Origin of the sequence: Pseudomonas sp. B2M1-30 (assembly GCF_025447575.1) — a bacterium.
Lineage (GTDB): Bacteria > Pseudomonadota > Gammaproteobacteria > Pseudomonadales > Pseudomonadaceae > Aquipseudomonas > Aquipseudomonas botevensis.
The window spans coordinates 674,255-688,536 of record NZ_JAOEJT010000001.1 but is presented as its reverse complement, the minus strand read 5'-3'; the positions used below and the strand labels follow the sequence as shown (position 1 = coordinate 688,536).

The 14,282-nt window shown below is 62.8% G+C and carries 15 protein-coding genes; 9 read left to right on the top strand and 6 right to left on the bottom strand.

What is annotated here, in order from left to right; all coding sequences use genetic code 11:
* Nucleotides 1-111 precede the first annotated feature (111 nt).
* Nucleotides 112-1,089 carry a quinone oxidoreductase gene (locus N8H74_RS03175; RefSeq protein WP_217829034.1) on the top strand — a complete coding sequence of 326 codons (978 nt, stop codon included), beginning with the start codon at nt 112-114 and terminating at the stop codon, nt 1,087-1,089.
* Between the two features lie 90 nt (nt 1,090-1,179).
* Here N8H74_RS03175 and N8H74_RS03170 read toward each other — a convergent pair whose 3' ends face one another.
* The 3 genes from N8H74_RS03170 to N8H74_RS03160 all read right to left on the bottom strand — a co-directional run bounded on the left by N8H74_RS03170 (nt 1,180) and on the right by N8H74_RS03160 (nt 3,998).
* Nucleotides 1,180-1,737: an L-threonylcarbamoyladenylate synthase gene (locus N8H74_RS03170; RefSeq protein ID WP_262146160.1), complete on the bottom strand. Its 558-nt coding sequence runs from the start codon at nt 1,735-1,737 to the stop codon at nt 1,180-1,182.
* Between the two features lie 55 nt (nt 1,738-1,792).
* Nucleotides 1,793-2,893 (bottom strand): DNA-processing protein DprA, encoded by a 1,101-nt coding sequence (gene dprA, locus N8H74_RS03165; RefSeq protein ID WP_262146159.1) that lies wholly within the window; start codon nt 2,891-2,893, stop codon nt 1,793-1,795.
* A gap of 79 nt (nt 2,894-2,972) precedes the next feature.
* A complete protein-coding gene (locus N8H74_RS03160; RefSeq protein ID WP_262146158.1) occupies nt 2,973-3,998 on the bottom strand; it encodes a LysM domain-containing protein in 1,026 nt (341 codons plus the stop codon).
* Between the two features lie 168 nt (nt 3,999-4,166).
* Here N8H74_RS03160 and def point away from each other — a divergent pair, with 168 nt between their 5' ends.
* From def to N8H74_RS03135, 5 genes are all read left to right on the top strand, one after another.
* On the top strand, nt 4,167-4,673 hold the full coding sequence (gene def / locus N8H74_RS03155) for a peptide deformylase (RefSeq protein ID WP_217829039.1): 507 nt from the start codon (nt 4,167-4,169) through the stop codon (nt 4,671-4,673).
* A 70-nt stretch (nt 4,674-4,743) separates the two neighbouring features.
* Nucleotides 4,744-5,703, top strand: coding sequence for a methionyl-tRNA formyltransferase (gene fmt / locus N8H74_RS03150; RefSeq protein WP_262146157.1), 960 nt, complete (start codon nt 4,744-4,746; stop codon nt 5,701-5,703).
* On the top strand, nt 5,700-7,010 hold the full coding sequence (rsmB, locus tag N8H74_RS03145; RefSeq protein ID WP_262146156.1) for a 16S rRNA (cytosine(967)-C(5))-methyltransferase RsmB: 1,311 nt from the start codon (nt 5,700-5,702) through the stop codon (nt 7,008-7,010). Before fmt ends, rsmB begins: the two co-directional genes overlap by 4 nt.
* A gap of 23 nt (nt 7,011-7,033) precedes the next feature.
* Complete coding sequence (gene trkA, locus N8H74_RS03140; protein WP_217829042.1) at nt 7,034-8,410, top strand: Trk system potassium transporter TrkA; 1,377 nt, start codon at nt 7,034-7,036, stop codon at nt 8,408-8,410.
* 35 nt (nt 8,411-8,445) lie between these two features.
* Nucleotides 8,446-8,760 (top strand): tetratricopeptide repeat protein, encoded by a 315-nt coding sequence (locus N8H74_RS03135; RefSeq protein WP_262146154.1) that lies wholly within the window; start codon nt 8,446-8,448, stop codon nt 8,758-8,760.
* 8 nt (nt 8,761-8,768) lie between these two features.
* Here N8H74_RS03135 and N8H74_RS03130 read toward each other — a convergent pair whose 3' ends face one another.
* The 3 genes from N8H74_RS03130 to tag form a co-directional block, all read right to left on the bottom strand.
* Nucleotides 8,769-9,008 carry a PilZ domain-containing protein gene (locus N8H74_RS03130; protein WP_217829044.1) on the bottom strand — a complete coding sequence of 80 codons (240 nt, stop codon included), beginning with the start codon at nt 9,006-9,008 and terminating at the stop codon, nt 8,769-8,771.
* Nucleotides 9,009-9,088: 80 nt separating this feature from the next.
* Nucleotides 9,089-9,976: a lysophospholipid acyltransferase gene (locus N8H74_RS03125; protein ID WP_262146152.1), complete on the bottom strand. Its 888-nt coding sequence runs from the start codon at nt 9,974-9,976 to the stop codon at nt 9,089-9,091.
* Between the two features lie 40 nt (nt 9,977-10,016).
* On the bottom strand, nt 10,017-10,574 hold the full coding sequence (tag, locus tag N8H74_RS03120) for a DNA-3-methyladenine glycosylase I (RefSeq protein WP_262146151.1): 558 nt from the start codon (nt 10,572-10,574) through the stop codon (nt 10,017-10,019).
* Between the two features lie 81 nt (nt 10,575-10,655).
* Between tag and glyQ the strand changes: the two genes are divergently transcribed.
* From glyQ to gmhB, 3 genes are read left to right on the top strand one after another with little or no spacing between them, the layout of a single operon-like run.
* A complete protein-coding gene (glyQ, locus tag N8H74_RS03115) occupies nt 10,656-11,609 on the top strand; it encodes a glycine--tRNA ligase subunit alpha (RefSeq protein WP_262146150.1) in 954 nt (317 codons plus the stop codon).
* Nucleotides 11,606-13,660: a glycine--tRNA ligase subunit beta gene (gene glyS, locus N8H74_RS03110; RefSeq protein ID WP_262146149.1), complete on the top strand. Its 2,055-nt coding sequence runs from the start codon at nt 11,606-11,608 to the stop codon at nt 13,658-13,660. The genes glyQ and glyS overlap by 4 nt, the downstream gene beginning before the upstream one ends.
* A 4-nt stretch (nt 13,661-13,664) precedes the next feature.
* Nucleotides 13,665-14,204 carry a D-glycero-beta-D-manno-heptose 1,7-bisphosphate 7-phosphatase gene (gmhB, locus tag N8H74_RS03105; RefSeq protein WP_262146147.1) on the top strand — a complete coding sequence of 180 codons (540 nt, stop codon included), beginning with the start codon at nt 13,665-13,667 and terminating at the stop codon, nt 14,202-14,204.
* Nucleotides 14,205-14,282: the final 78 nt, after the last annotated feature.

Below are 14,282 nucleotides of genomic sequence, written 5' to 3'. Positions count from 1 at the left end.
CGTAGCATACCATCGTGGGCCGGCGCGCCGCAGTTGACGAAGATCAAGCATGGGAGTTCGATAGGGGGCTTCGCATTTCAACTTCGTTCGATTGACCCAAGGAGTAGGCAGATGGCAAAGCGTATCCAGTTCCGCGCCCACGGCGGCCCCGAAGTGCTCGAGTACGTTGATTACCAGCCCGCCGAGCCCGGCCCGCAGCAGGTTCGCGTGAGCAACAAGGCCATCGGCCTGAACTTCATCGACACTTATTACCGCAGCGGCCTCTACGCGCCGCCGGCCCTGCCATCGGGCCTGGGTGCTGAAGGTGCGGGCATCGTCGAAGCGGTGGGCAGCGAGGTCACGCGGTTCAAGGTCGGTGATCGCGTGGCATACGGCAGCGGCCCGCTGGGCGCCTACAGCGATGTGCATGTGTTGCCCGAGGCCAATCTGGTGCTTCTACCTGAAGGCATCAGTTTCGAAACCGCCGCCGGTGTGATGCTCAAGGGCCTGACCGTGCAGTACCTGCTGCGCCAGACCTATGAACTCAAGGGCGGCGAAACCATTCTGTTCCATGCAGCAGCCGGCGGCGTCGGCTCCCTGGCCTGCCAATGGGCCAAGGCCCTGGGCGTGAAACTGATCGGCACCGTCAGTTCGAAAGAGAAAGCCGATCTCGCCAAGGCCAACGGCGCCTGGGAAACCATCGACTACAGCCACGAAAACGTCGCGCAACGGGTGCTGGAATTGACTGACGGGAAGAAAGTCCCGGTGGTCTACGACGGCGTCGGCAAGGACACCTGGCTGACGTCCCTGGACAGCGTAGCTCCGCGTGGTCTGCTGGTGAGTTTCGGCAATGCGTCGGGTGCGGTGGACGGGGTCAACCTGGGGATTCTGGCGGCGAAAGGTTCGCTGTACGTGACCCGGCCAACCCTGGCGACCTACGCCAACAACGCCGAGAACCTGCAACGCATGGCCGATGAGCTGTTCGGGATGATCAGCAGCGGCAAGCTCAAGGTCGACATCAGCCATCGCTATTCACTGGCTGAAGCGGCGAAGGCTCAGACCGAGTTGTCGGCACGACGCACGACGGGTTCGACCATTCTGTTGCCTTGACCGGCCCCTTCGCGGGCAAGCCCGCTCCCATAAGGCCTCTCAGAAGATCCTTGCGGGAGCGGGCTTGCTCGCGAATCAGGCAACGCCGTCTTAAGCCGGACGCACCACATTGCCCGTCGCCAGATCGCGAATCAGGCTCGGGTTCTTGCGTCCGCCGAGCATTCCGCCCAGCACCAGATCGACCTGCCCACGGAAATACTGCTCGACCCGCAACCGCGACTTCGCCGCCGGGCGCCCCTGGGGATTGGCCGACGTCGAGATCAGCGGCCCGACCAGCGAGCACAGATCCCGCACCTGCGGATGGTCCGACACCCGCAGCGCCACGGTGTCATGCACACCGGTGACCCATTCCGGCAGCAGATTCTGATGCGGCACCAGCCAGGTGTTCGGCCCCGGCCAGGTGCTGGCCATGCGGTCGATCCAGTCCTGCGGGAAGTCTTCGAAGAGGAAATCGAACTGGCGGATGTTGTCGGCGATCAGGATCAGCCCCTTGTCCACCGAACGGTTCTTGATCGCCAGCAGGCGATCCACCGCTTCCTCGTTCCACGGATCGCACCCCAGGCCCCAGACGGCTTCGGTTGGATAGGCAATCACCGCCCCGGCGCGAATCTCTCGTGCGGCTTGTTGCACACGCCAACTGTTGACCATGAAAAAAATCTCCGCAGACAGGTTTCGCGCAGTTTACCGATCTTCCTTGTAAAACCTAGCGCGTCCTGGCCAACCAGCGGCCGTTTTCGCACACCGCGCGGCCGTCCATTTCCAGTTCAGTCAGCGATGCGAGCACTTTGGGCAAGCTCCAGCCGCTGCTGTCGACCAAGGCCTCGCTGGTGTGGGGCGCCGCGTGCAACAGCTGCAGCAACGGGTGATCGACCACGGGGGCGTCTGTGGATAACGGCAGATGCTGCCAGCCACGCAAGGCTTCGAGGATGTGTTCGATGGTTTCCACCAGCACCGCGCCGTCACGGATCAACTGATGGCAGCCGCGCGCGCCGGGGTGATGGATCGAACCGGGAATCGCATAGACCTCGCGCCCCTGTTCCGCCGCCAGCCGTGCGGTTATCAGCGAGCCGCTGGCGACACTCGCCTCGACCACCAGCACGCCGAGGGCCAAGCCGCTGATGATCCGGTTGCGCCGGGGGAAGTTGCTCGCCGTCGGCCCGGCGTCCAGCGGGAACTCCGAAAGCACCGCACTGCCGGAGGCAATCATCGTGTCCGCCAGCCGCCGATTGCGCTGTGGATAAAAATTTTCCAGACCGGTGCCGAGCACGCCCACGGTCTGCCCGCCGACATCCACGGCTGCTTGATGCGCGGCGGCGTCAATGCCCAGTGCCAGGCCACTGGTGATGACAAAACCGGCCCCGGCCAGGCTGCGGGAAAACGCGGCGGCGGTGTCCATGCCGGGGCGTGAGGCGCGACGACTGCCGACCATCGCCAGTTGAGGTTTTTCGAGAATGTGCGGATCGCCGGCCACGAACAGCAGCGGCGGCGGGTCGGGAATCTGCGCCAGCAACGCCGGGTAATCCGCCTGATCCCACATCAGCAAATGTTGATCCGGCCGCTCTAGCCAGCGTAATGCGTGGCTGGCGCCATCGCGCACCTCGGGGCAGCGTCGGGCATCGGCGCACGCCGCCGGCAGACCCAGCGCACGCCAGGCGCTGACCGGGGCGCTGATGGCCTTGGACGCCGAGCCGAAGGCTTCGAGGAGTTTGGCAAAGCGCCTGGGACCGATTTCGGGCAAGCGGTGCAGGCGCAGACGCGCCTCCAGTTCCGCCGGGGAAACCGGCGTACAGACAGACATCATCATGGATCATCCTTGATCGTTATAAGCCCCGAACCTTTCGGAACAAGCTGTGGATAACTCTGTTGGTAACTTGTGAAGCCAGCTAAGGATTTCGCACCTTGTCCATCACCGCCAACGAGCGCGATGCGTTGAGGACGAGCCCGTAACTGAGTTTGTCGTAGGTGCGGAACACCATCAGCAACCCGGCGCGCTCATCGGGAATTTTCAACGGCTGGCCGGTGATCCGGTCACGCACGGTTTCCCCGGTTTTCATCACCACCAGCACGTTGCCTTCGGCCAGGCCGTCGCGCTTGCCCTTGTTCAGGGTCACCACGTCCATCGCGCCGATCTGGGTGACGCCACGCGGCACATCGATGATCAGGCCGTTGATGTCGCTGCCCGGTGCGCTGGGCATGAAGGTCGAGTTGATCGAACGCTCCTCGCCACTGAACAGCCGATCGCCAAGGCGCACTTCCTGGGTGGTGCGTTGCAGGGCGAGGGTGGCGACGTCACCTTCGGTGGCAACGATCTCGCCGCCCCCGATGTCATCGGCGTTGATCCCCAGAAACTCCTTGCTCTGCGGATCGGTGTAGACCTTGCCCTGGCGGAAGATGCCGTAGACCGGCTGGTTCGGATCGAAATGACCTCGGGCGAAAATCCGGTCGCCGGTGCCGCTGAGCACCCGTTCGGCATCCCCGGCGACGATGTACGGCGCCTTGTCGAAGTCCTCGACCTTGTCGACGATGCGGTTGCTCAGCAGAAAACTGTTGATCGATTTGAGCGGAATGCTCGGAATCGCCTCGGCCACCGGGCTGGTGCGAATCCGTGGCGACAGTTTGATGGTGCCCCGTGATGCGCCGCGATTGACGGTCAACTGCGGCTGACCGTTGACGTAACTCAGCGTCAGGGTGTCGCCGGGGTAGATCAGGTTGGGGTTTTCGATCTGCGGATTGGCCCGCCACAGCTGTGGCCACTGCCAGGGTTCGCGCAGGTATTTGCCGGAAATGTCCCAGAGGGTGTCCCCCGAAACCACCGTGTACTGCTGTGGAAAACCTTCCTTGAGTTGCACTTGCCCGTGCGCGGCGCCGGCCGAGGCCAGGAACAGCAGGGCGAGTAGTGATTTCCTCATGCGGTGAATCCCTTTATCATGTGCGTTCGCGTGAAACGCCAGAGCCCCCGTGGCTCGCTCCCTGGCTACTCTGAAAGCAGAAGAGCTTCGTTTCACAACGGTAGCCTGCATCTTCGGACCTGCCAGGCCATCGCCCGACTTTACTTCACACGTGCAGCAATCAAGCTTATGGCCATTTTGAACATCCTCGAATTTCCGGACCCGCGTCTGCGCACTATCGCCAAGCCAGTGGCCGTAGTGGACGACGAAGTGCGTCAATTGGTCGATGACATGTTTGAAACAATGTATGAAGCGCCGGGCATCGGCCTCGCCGCGACCCAGGTCAACGTGCACAAACGTATCGTCGTGATGGACCTTTCCGAAGACCGCAGCGAACCCCGGGTGTTCATCAACCCCGAGTTCGAATCGCTGACCGAGGAGATGGACCAGTACCAGGAAGGCTGCCTGTCGGTGCCGGGTTTCTACGAAAACGTCGACCGCCCGCAAAAGGTCAAGATCAAGGCGCTGGACCGCGATGGCCAGCCTTACGAACTGATCGCCGAAGGCCTGCTCGCCGTGTGCATCCAGCACGAATGCGACCACCTCAACGGCAAACTGTTCGTCGACTACCTGTCTACGCTCAAACGCGACCGCATCAAGAAGAAGCTGGAAAAGATCCACCGCCAGAACGCTTGATGCCCTCCTTCAAAGGCTTGCTGCGGCAAGCCTTTTTCTTTTCAAGAAGCTTTGCAATAGAGAGCCCTCCATGACCGAGCCACTGCGCATTGTCTTTGCCGGCACCCCGGAATTCGCCGCCGAACACCTCAAGGCCCTGCTGAGCAGCCCTTACGAGATCGTCGCGGTCTACACCCAACCGGATCGTCCGGCCGGTCGCGGGCAGAAACTGATGCCGAGCCCGGTCAAGCAACTGGCGCTGGAGAACAATATCCCGGTGTTGCAGCCGCCGACCCTGCGCAACGCCGATGCTCAGGCCGAACTGGCCGCACTCAAGCCGGATTTGATGGTGGTGGTCGCCTACGGCCTGATCCTGCCGCAAGTGGTGCTGGACATCCCGCGCCTGGGTTGCATCAACAGCCACGCCTCGTTGCTGCCGCGCTGGCGCGGTGCGGCGCCGATCCAGCGCGCCGTGGAAGCGGGCGACGCGGAAAGCGGCGTGACCGTGATGCGCATGGAAGCCGGCCTGGACACCGGCCCGATGCTGCTCAAGGTCGTCACCCCGATCAGCGCCGAAGACACGGGCGGCAGCCTCCACGACCGCCTCGCCGAAATGGGTCCACCGGCCGTGGTCCAGGCGATTGCCGGACTGGCTGCCGGGACGCTGGACGGCGAAGTGCAGAACGACGACCTCGCCACCTACGCACACAAGCTGAACAAGGACGAAGCGCGCATCGACTGGAACCGCCCGGCCATCGAGCTGGAGCGTCTGGTTCGAGCCTTCAATCCGTGGCCGATCACCCATAGCACGCTCAACGGCGAAGCCCTGAAGGTGCTGGCGGCGACACTCGCCGAAGGCACAGGCGCAGCAGGTGAAATCCTCGGCGCCAGCAAGGACGGCCTGATTGTCGCCTGCGGCGAGCAGGCGCTGTGCCTGACCCGTCTGCAATTGCCCGGTGGCAAGGCGCTGAATTTCAGTGACCTGTTCAACAGCCGCCGTGAGAAATTCGCCATCGGCACGCTGCTCGGCGAAACGGCGGACAGCCAATGAACCCGCGTCTGGCCGCCGCCAAGGCACTTGCCGCAGTCCTGAGCGGAAAAGCCTCGCTCAACAGCTCCCTGCCGACACAACTGGAAAAAGTCGAGGACCGCGATCGCGGCTTCACCCAGGATCTGGCGTTCGGCACCGCCCGCTGGCAGCCACGGTTGTCGGCACTGGCGGAAAAACTGCTGCAGAAGCCGTTCAAGGCTGCCGACGCCGATGTCGAGGCGCTGCTGTTGGTCGGTCTCTATCAATTGCTCTACACCCGGGTGCCGGCCCACGCCGCCATCGGCGAGACCGTCGGTTGCGCCGACAAGCTGAAAAAGCCCTGGGCCAAAGGTCTGCTGAACGCGGTGCTGCGCAATGCCCAGCGTGAAAGCGAAACGATCTTCGCCGAGCTGGAGCGCGATCCGGTGGTGCGTACCGCCCACCCGCGCTGGCTGCAAAAATCCCTGAAAGCCTTCTGGCCCGAACAATGGGAAGCGATCTGCGCGGCCAACAACGCGCATCCGCCGATGATCCTGCGAGTCAACCGCCGCCATCACAGTCGCGATGCCTACCTCGCGCTGCTGACTGACGCCGGCATCGCCGCGCAGCCCTGCACGTTCAGCCGCGACGGTATCGTCCTTGAGGCGGCGACCGACGTGCGCAGCCTGCCGGGCTTCGCCGAGGGCTGGATCAGCGTGCAGGACGAAGCCGCGCAACTGGCCGCCGACCTGCTCGATCTCGCCCCGGGCCAGCGCGTGCTCGACGCCTGCTGCGCCCCCGGCGGCAAGACCTGCCACATCCTCGAAGCCGAACCGGCGCTGGCCGGCGTGGTGGCGGTGGATCTTGAAGCCAAGCGTCTGGTGCGGGTCAAAGAAAACCTCGAACGGCTGGGCCTGGATGCCGAACTGATCGCTGCCGACGGTCGCGACACGGCCACCTGGTGGGACGGCAAGCCGTTCCAGCGCATCCTGCTCGACGCGCCATGCTCGGCCACCGGAGTCATCCGGCGCCATCCGGACATCAAGCTGACCCGCCAGGCCGACGACATCGCCGCCCTCGCGCAACTGCAAGGCGAGCTGCTCGACGCCATGTGGAAAACCCTCGAGGTGGGCGGCATCCTGCTCTACGCCACCTGCTCGACGCTGCCGACCGAGAACACCGAAGTCATCGCCGCGTTCCTTGAGCGTACGCCCGGCGCCCGCGAACTGGACCTGGCCACCGCCGCCGGGATCAAGCAGCCCCATGGTCGCCAATTGCTGGCCCGGCAGGGCGGACATGACGGGTTCTACTACGCCAAGCTGATCAAGATCGCTGCCGCGCGCGGCTAAACGGAATTCAACGGAGTGAACGGATGAAAATCATCATCCTCGGTGCGGGGCAGGTCGGTGGTTCATTGGCTGAACACCTGGCCAGTGAAGCCAACGACATCACGGTGGTCGACACCGATGGCGACCGTCTGCGTGACCTGGGTGACCGTCTCGATATCCGTACCGTGCAGGGCCGTGGCTCGCTGCCGACGGTGCTGCGCCAGGCCGGCGCGGACGACGCCGACATGCTGGTGGCGGTGACCAACAGCGACGAAACCAACATGGTCGCCTGCCAGGTCGCCCACACGCTGTTCCATACCCCGACCAAAATCGCCCGGGTGCGCGAAGCGTCGTACCTGACCCGCGAAGAGCAGCTGTTCCACAACGAAGCGATTCCGGTGGATGTACTGATCAGCCCGGAGCAAGTGGTCACCAACTACATCAAGCGCCTGATCCAGCACCCCGGCGCCTTGCAGGTGATCGACTTCGCCGAAGGCCAGGCGCAACTGGTGGCGGTGCGCGCGTACTACGGCGGGCCGCTGGTGGGGCAGCAACTGCGTCAGCTGCGCGAGCACATGCCGAACGTGGAAACCCGGGTCGCAGCGATTTTCCGCCGTGACCGGCCGATCCTGCCGCAGGGCAACACGGTGATCGAGGCCGACGACGAAGTCTTCTTCATCGCCGCCCGTGCGAACATTCGCGCGGTGATGAGTGAAATGCGCCGCCTCGACGAAACCTACAAACGCATCGTCATTGCTGGTGGCGGGCAGATCGGTGAGCGTCTGGCCGAAGCCATCGAAAGCCGCTACCAGGTGAAGATCATCGAGATGAACCCGGCGCGTTGCCGTTATCTCTCCGACACCCTCGACAGCACCGTGGTGTTGCAGGGCAGCGCATCGGATCGCGACCTGCTGCTGGAAGAAAACATCGCCGACGCCGACATCTTCCTCGCCCTGACCAACGACGACGAGGCCAACATCATGTCGTCGCTGCTGGCCAAGCGCCTGGGCGCGAAGAAAGTCATGACGATCATCAACAACCCGGCCTATGTCGATCTGGTCCAGGGCGGCGATATCGACATTGCTGTCAGCCCGCAGCTGGCGACCATCGGCACCTTGCTGGCCCACGTGCGCCGGGGCGATATCGTCAGCGTGCATTCGTTGCGCCGGGGCGCGGCGGAGGCCATCGAAGCGGTGGCCCACGGTGATTCGAAATCAAGCAAGGTGATCGGCAAGGCCATCGAAAACATCGCCCTGCCGCCCGGAACCACCATCGGCGCGATCATCCGCGACGAAGAAGTGATCATCGCCCACGACGACACGGTGATCGAGGCGGGCGACCATGTGATTCTGTTCCTTGTGGATAAAAAGCATATTCGCGATGTGGAGAAGCTGTTCCATGTGGGCCTGAGCTTCTTCTGATCCCCACCCTGATCAAACCCGAAGAAGGTACAAAAATGCTCGAATCCCTGGAAAAAATGCTCGCCAAGGGTGTGGATAACGCCTTGCTGCGCTTCGGCCTGGGCAAGGGTTATCTGGATCTTGGGGAAAATGCCAAGGCTGTCGAGCATTTCCAGCGTTGCGTGGACTTCGATCCGAAGTATTCGGCGGCGTGGAAACTGTTGGGCAAGGCACAGCTGGCGCTGGGCGCGAAGGCCGCCGCGCGACAGGCCTGGGAGCAAGGTCTGGAAGCCGCTCGCGCCCATGGCGACAAGCAGGCCGAGAAGGAAATGACCGTGTTTCTGAAGAAGCTGGATCGTCAGGCGCAGTGATCCGCCTGTTATAGATACCGCAGGCCGATGCCGTCGGCGTCGACCATCACCACTTCCATCCGCACTCGCGGCGCGCCTGTGGGCAAGTCCTGGACCTGACCGTAGACCACCGCCCCCTTGGGCAGCGAGGCCAGGCGCGGGTGCTGGACGTAGACCCCGGTGGTGGACAGATTGCGCGTCTGCCCCAGGCATTCGCCGAAGCTGTCGTGGGTGATCTTGATACGAAACGATTTGCGTTGTTCGGACATCTGCTGCGCCCTTGAATGAACGGTTGTGGATAACGTCGAAAGTGAGGTTATCCACAGATCATGCCAATCACATCACCCACTCAATACCAGCGCGCCTCTCCCGGCGGACGCTTCTTGAAGCGCTTCATGCTCCACATGTACTGACTCGGGTAGGCCGCCACATAGCGCTCGACCACCTGGCTCATCGCCGCGCAGGACGTCTCGGTGTCGGTGCTGTACATGGCTTCCGGCGCCGCTTCGAGGATCACCTTGTAACCGGAGCCGTCCGGCAGGCGCAGGGCATGCAGGAACACGCCAACGGCTTTGCCGCCGGCGAGCATGTTCGGCACGAATTTGCTGGTCAGGGCCTGGGTGGCGAAGAACGGCACGAAGATCCCGGCGGATTCGGCCGGTTCCGGGTCGGCGGGAATGCCCACTGCACCCCCCTTGCGCACTTCCTTGATGACACTGAGGATGCCTTCCTTGGTCGACGCGGCCACTTTGTTGCCCAGTTGCACGCGCTGTTTGCGCAGCAATTCGTCCACCGCCTTGAGCTTCGGCGGGCGGTAGAAAATGATCGGTTTGCACTGGCTGCAATAGAAGTGGTTGAGCACTTCCCAGTTGCCCAGGTGGCTGGTGATGCCGACCACGCCTTTGCCCGAGGCCAGCGCGTCCTTGAGAATGTCGAGGCCTTCGACTTCGCGCACCAGATCGATCGAACGTTGGGCCGGCCAGATCCAGGCGCAGGCGCTTTCGGTCAGGGACTTGCCGATGTCTTTCAGGCTCTGCCCGACCAGACGCTCACGCTCGGTCGGATCCATCTGTGGAAAACATTTCGCCAGATTGATCCGCACCACGTCGCGGGAGCGGTTGGGGGTTTTCCACATGATCCAGCCGATCGCCGAACCCACGGCCTGCACCGCCCGCCATGGCAGCAGGGCAAACAGCCGCAGAGCGCCTACCAGCAAGGCGCCTTTAAACTTTTCCACAGGTCACTCCTGATCTTGTGCTGTGCGCGAGGCGGCCATTCTAACCGGCGTTGACCAGCTGCGCGTAGCGGTCGCAATCGCGGGTGTGATCCATGACCATGCCCGAGGCCTGCATCAGCGCGTAGCAAATGGTCGGACCGACGAAGGTGAAACCGGCCTTTTTCAGGCCTTTGCTCATCGCCACCGCTTGCGGGGTGATGGCCGGGACTTCACTGCGATCCTTGAAATGATTGATCAGCGGCCGGTTATCCACGAACGACCAGAGAAACGCCACCGGATCCTCCAGCGCCAGCCAGGCCTGGGCATTGCGCCGGGCGGCCTTGAGTTTGAGACGATTGCGGATGATCCCCGGATCGAGCATCAATTCCTCGATTTCGGCGTCGCTCATCTGCGCCACGCGCTGTACGTCAAAGCCGAACAGAACCTCGCGATAACGCTCGCGCTTGCGCAGCACGGTGATCCAGGAAAGCCCGGCCTGGAACCCTTCGAGCAAAAGCAACTCGAACAAACCCTGCGCATCGCGTAGCGGCGTGCCCCACTCCTGATCGTGATAAGCCATGTACAGCGGATCTTCGGTACACCAAAAGCAGCGTGGCATAAGGCTCCAGGGGGTGGAGGTGCGACTGAATCGGGTATACTCCCGCTCTTTAAATCGCAGCCCAAGAAACAGGTGAATTTCGTGAGCCAGCCTACGCCAGCCGTGCGTACCTTCCAAGACTTGATCCTCGCGCTCCAGCAGTACTGGGCCGAGCAAGGTTGTGTGGTACTTCAGCCCTACGATATGGAAGTAGGCGCCGGCACTTTCCACACCGCGACCTTCCTGCGCGCCATCGGCCCGGAAACCTGGAACGCCGCTTATGTGCAGCCAAGCCGCCGTCCGACTGACGGCCGTTACGGCGAAAACCCGAACCGTCTGCAGCACTACTACCAGTTCCAGGTAGTCCTGAAGCCGAACCCGGACAACTTCCAGGAACTCTACCTGGGCTCCCTCAAGCATGTGGGCCTCGACCCGCTGGTACACGACATCCGTTTCGTCGAAGACAACTGGGAATCGCCGACCCTCGGCGCCTGGGGTCTGGGCTGGGAAGTCTGGCTCAACGGCATGGAAGTGACCCAGTTCACTTACTTCCAGCAGGCCGGCGGCATCGAGTGCTACCCGGTGACCGGCGAGATCACCTACGGTCTCGAGCGTCTGGCGATGTACCTGCAAGGCGTGGACTCGGTCTACGACCTGGTCTGGGCCGACGGTCCGTTCGGCAAGGTGACCTACGGCGACGTGTTCCACCAGAACGAAGTGGAGCAGTCCACTTACAACTTCGAACACGCCAACGTCGACAAGCTGTTCGAACTGTTCGATTTCTATGAAAGCGAAGCCAAGCGCCTGATCGAACTCGATGAGCCGCTGCCGTTGCCGAGCTACGAAATGGTGTTGAAGGCTTCGCACACCTTCAACCTGCTGGATGCGCGCCGGGCGATCTCGGTGACCGCACGTCAGCAATACATTCTGCGTGTACGCACCCTGGCGCGTTCCGTCGCCCAAGCCTATCTGCTGGCCCGCGCCAAGCTGGGCTTCCCGATGGCGACCTCGGATCTGCGTGACGAAGTACTGGCCAAGCTGGAGGCTGCACAATGAGTGCTCAAGATTTTCTGGTTGAACTGGGCACCGAAGAACTGCCACCCAAAGCCCTGAATACCCTGGCCGAAGCGTTCCTGGCCGGTATCGACAAGGGTCTGCAGGCCGCCGGCCTGAACTACGAGAGCAAAACCGTCTACGCCGCGCCGCGTCGTCTGGCCGTGCTGATCACCGCGCTGGCCACCCAGCAGCCGGACCGCAGCATCAACCTCGACGGCCCGCCACGTCAGGCCGCGTTCGATGCCGAAGGCAATCCGACCCAGGCCGCCCTGGGCTTCGCCAAGAAATGCGGTGTCGAGCTGAGCGAAATCGACCAGAGCGGTCCGAAACTGCGCTACAGCCAGAACATCGCCGGCAAGCCGACCGCCAGCCTGCTGCCGACCATCGTCGAAGATTCGCTGAACGACCTGCCGATCCCGAAACGCATGCGTTGGGGTGCACGCAAGGAAGAGTTCGTGCGTCCGACCCAGTGGCTGGTCATGCTGCTCGGTGACCAGGTCATCGACTGCACCATCCTCGCCCAGAAGGCTGGCCGTGACTCCCGTGGCCACCGCTTCCACCACCCGGAAAACGTGCGCATCGGTTCGCCGTCCAGCTACCTGGCCGACCTGCGTGCCGCCTACGTGCTGGCCGACGCCAACGAGCGTCGCGAAATCATCAGCAAGCGCACCGAAGAACTGGCGACCCGTCAGGAAGGCACCGCAATCGTGCCGCCGGCGTTGCTCGATGAAGTGACCGCCCTGGTCGAATGGCCGGTGCCGCTGGTGTGCTCGTTCGAGGAACGTTTCCTCGACGTGCCGCAGGAAGCGCTGATCACCACCATGCAGGACAACCAGAAGTATTTCTGCCTGCTGGATGCCGACGGCAAACTGCTGCCGCGTTTCATCACCGTGGCCAACATCGAAAGCAAGGATCCGCAGCAGATCATCGCCGGTAACGAGAAAGTGGTTCGCCCACGTCTGACCGACGCCGAGTTCTTCTTCAAACAGGACAAGAAGCAGAAACTCGAAGAGTTCAATCTGCGCCTGCAGAACGTGGTGTTCCAGGAAAAACTCGGCAGCGTCTACGACAAGGCCGAGCGCGTTTCCAAACTCGCGGCTTACATCGCTGCGCGCATCGGTGGCAACGCTTCGTGGGCGGCCCGTGCCGGCCTGTTGTCGAAGTGCGACCTGGCGACCGAAATGGTCGGCGAATTCCCGGAGATGCAAGGTGTCGCCGGTTACTACTACGCCCTCAATGACGGCGAGCCGCAAGACGTCGCCCTGGCCCTGAACGAGCAATACATGCCGCGCGGTGCCGGTGCTGAACTGCCGGCCACCCTCACCGGCGCAGCCGTGGCCATCGCCGACAAGCTCGACACGCTGGTCGGCATCTTCGGCATCGGCATGCTGCCGACCGGCAGCAAGGACCCGTATGCTCTGCGCCGTGCCGCGCTGGGCGTGCTGCGCATCCTGATCGAGAAGCAACTGGACCTGGATCTGAACGACGCCGTGGCCTTCGCCGTGAATGCGTTCGGCGCCAAGGTCAAGGCTGCCGGCCTGAACGACACCGTGCTGGAATTCATCTTCGACCGTCTGCGTGCGCGTTATGAAGACGAAGGCGTGGATGTTGCCACTTACCTGTCGGTACGTGCCCTGAAGCCGGGCTCGGCGCTGGACTTCGACCAGCGCGTGCAAGCGGTGCAGGCCTTCCGTCAACTGCCGGAAGCGGCAGCGCTGGCGGCGGTGAACAAACGTGTGTCGAACCTGCTGAGCAAGATCGAAGGTTCGGTGCCGACCGAAGTCCAGGCCAAGTACTTCGACAACGCCAACGAGTTCTCGCTGTACTCGGCGATCCAGCAGGCCGATCAGGCTGTGCAGCCGATGGCGGCGGCGCGTCAGTACAACGAATCGCTGGCACGCCTGGCAGCCCTGCGTGAGCCGGTGGATGCGTTCTTCGATGCGGTGATGGTCAATGCCGATGACGCCAACGTGCGGGCCAACCGTTACGCGCTGCTGGCGCGTCTGCGTGGTCTGTTCCTCGGCGTTGCCGACATTTCGCTGCTGGGTTGAGGGATTGCTGTTGAAACTGCTGATTCTCGATCGGGACGGAGTGATCAATTACGACTCCGACGCTTACATCAAGTCGGTGGAGGAGTGGATTCCGCTGCCCGGCTCGATCGCAGCGATTGCGCAGTTGAGCAAGGCCGGCTGGACGGTGGCGGTCGCCACCAACCAGTCGGGCATTGCTCGCGGCTATTACGACCTCGCCACCCTCGACGCCATGCACGCGCGCCTGCGTGAACTGGTGGCGGAGCAGGGCGGTGAAGTCGGGCTGATCGTGTACTGCCCGCATGGGCCGGACGAGGGTTGCGATTGCCGCAAGCCGAAACCCGGCATGCTCAAGACCATCGCCGGACACTACGACGTATCGCTGACCGATGTCTGGTTCGTCGGCGACAGCCTTGGTGACCTGGAGGCGGCCAAAGCCGTCGATTCACAGCCCGTTTTGGTAAAGACCGGGAAAGGCGAAAAGACGCTGGGCAAGACCCTTCCGGTTGGCACCCTGATTTTTGACGATCTGGCGGCGATTGCCGCAGAACTTATCCACAACTAGAGTGCTTCTGAAGTTCCTGACCAGGGATTGATCGGGAGTGCGCTTGAACAGTCGGGCATTGCCCGTAACGGTAACCGT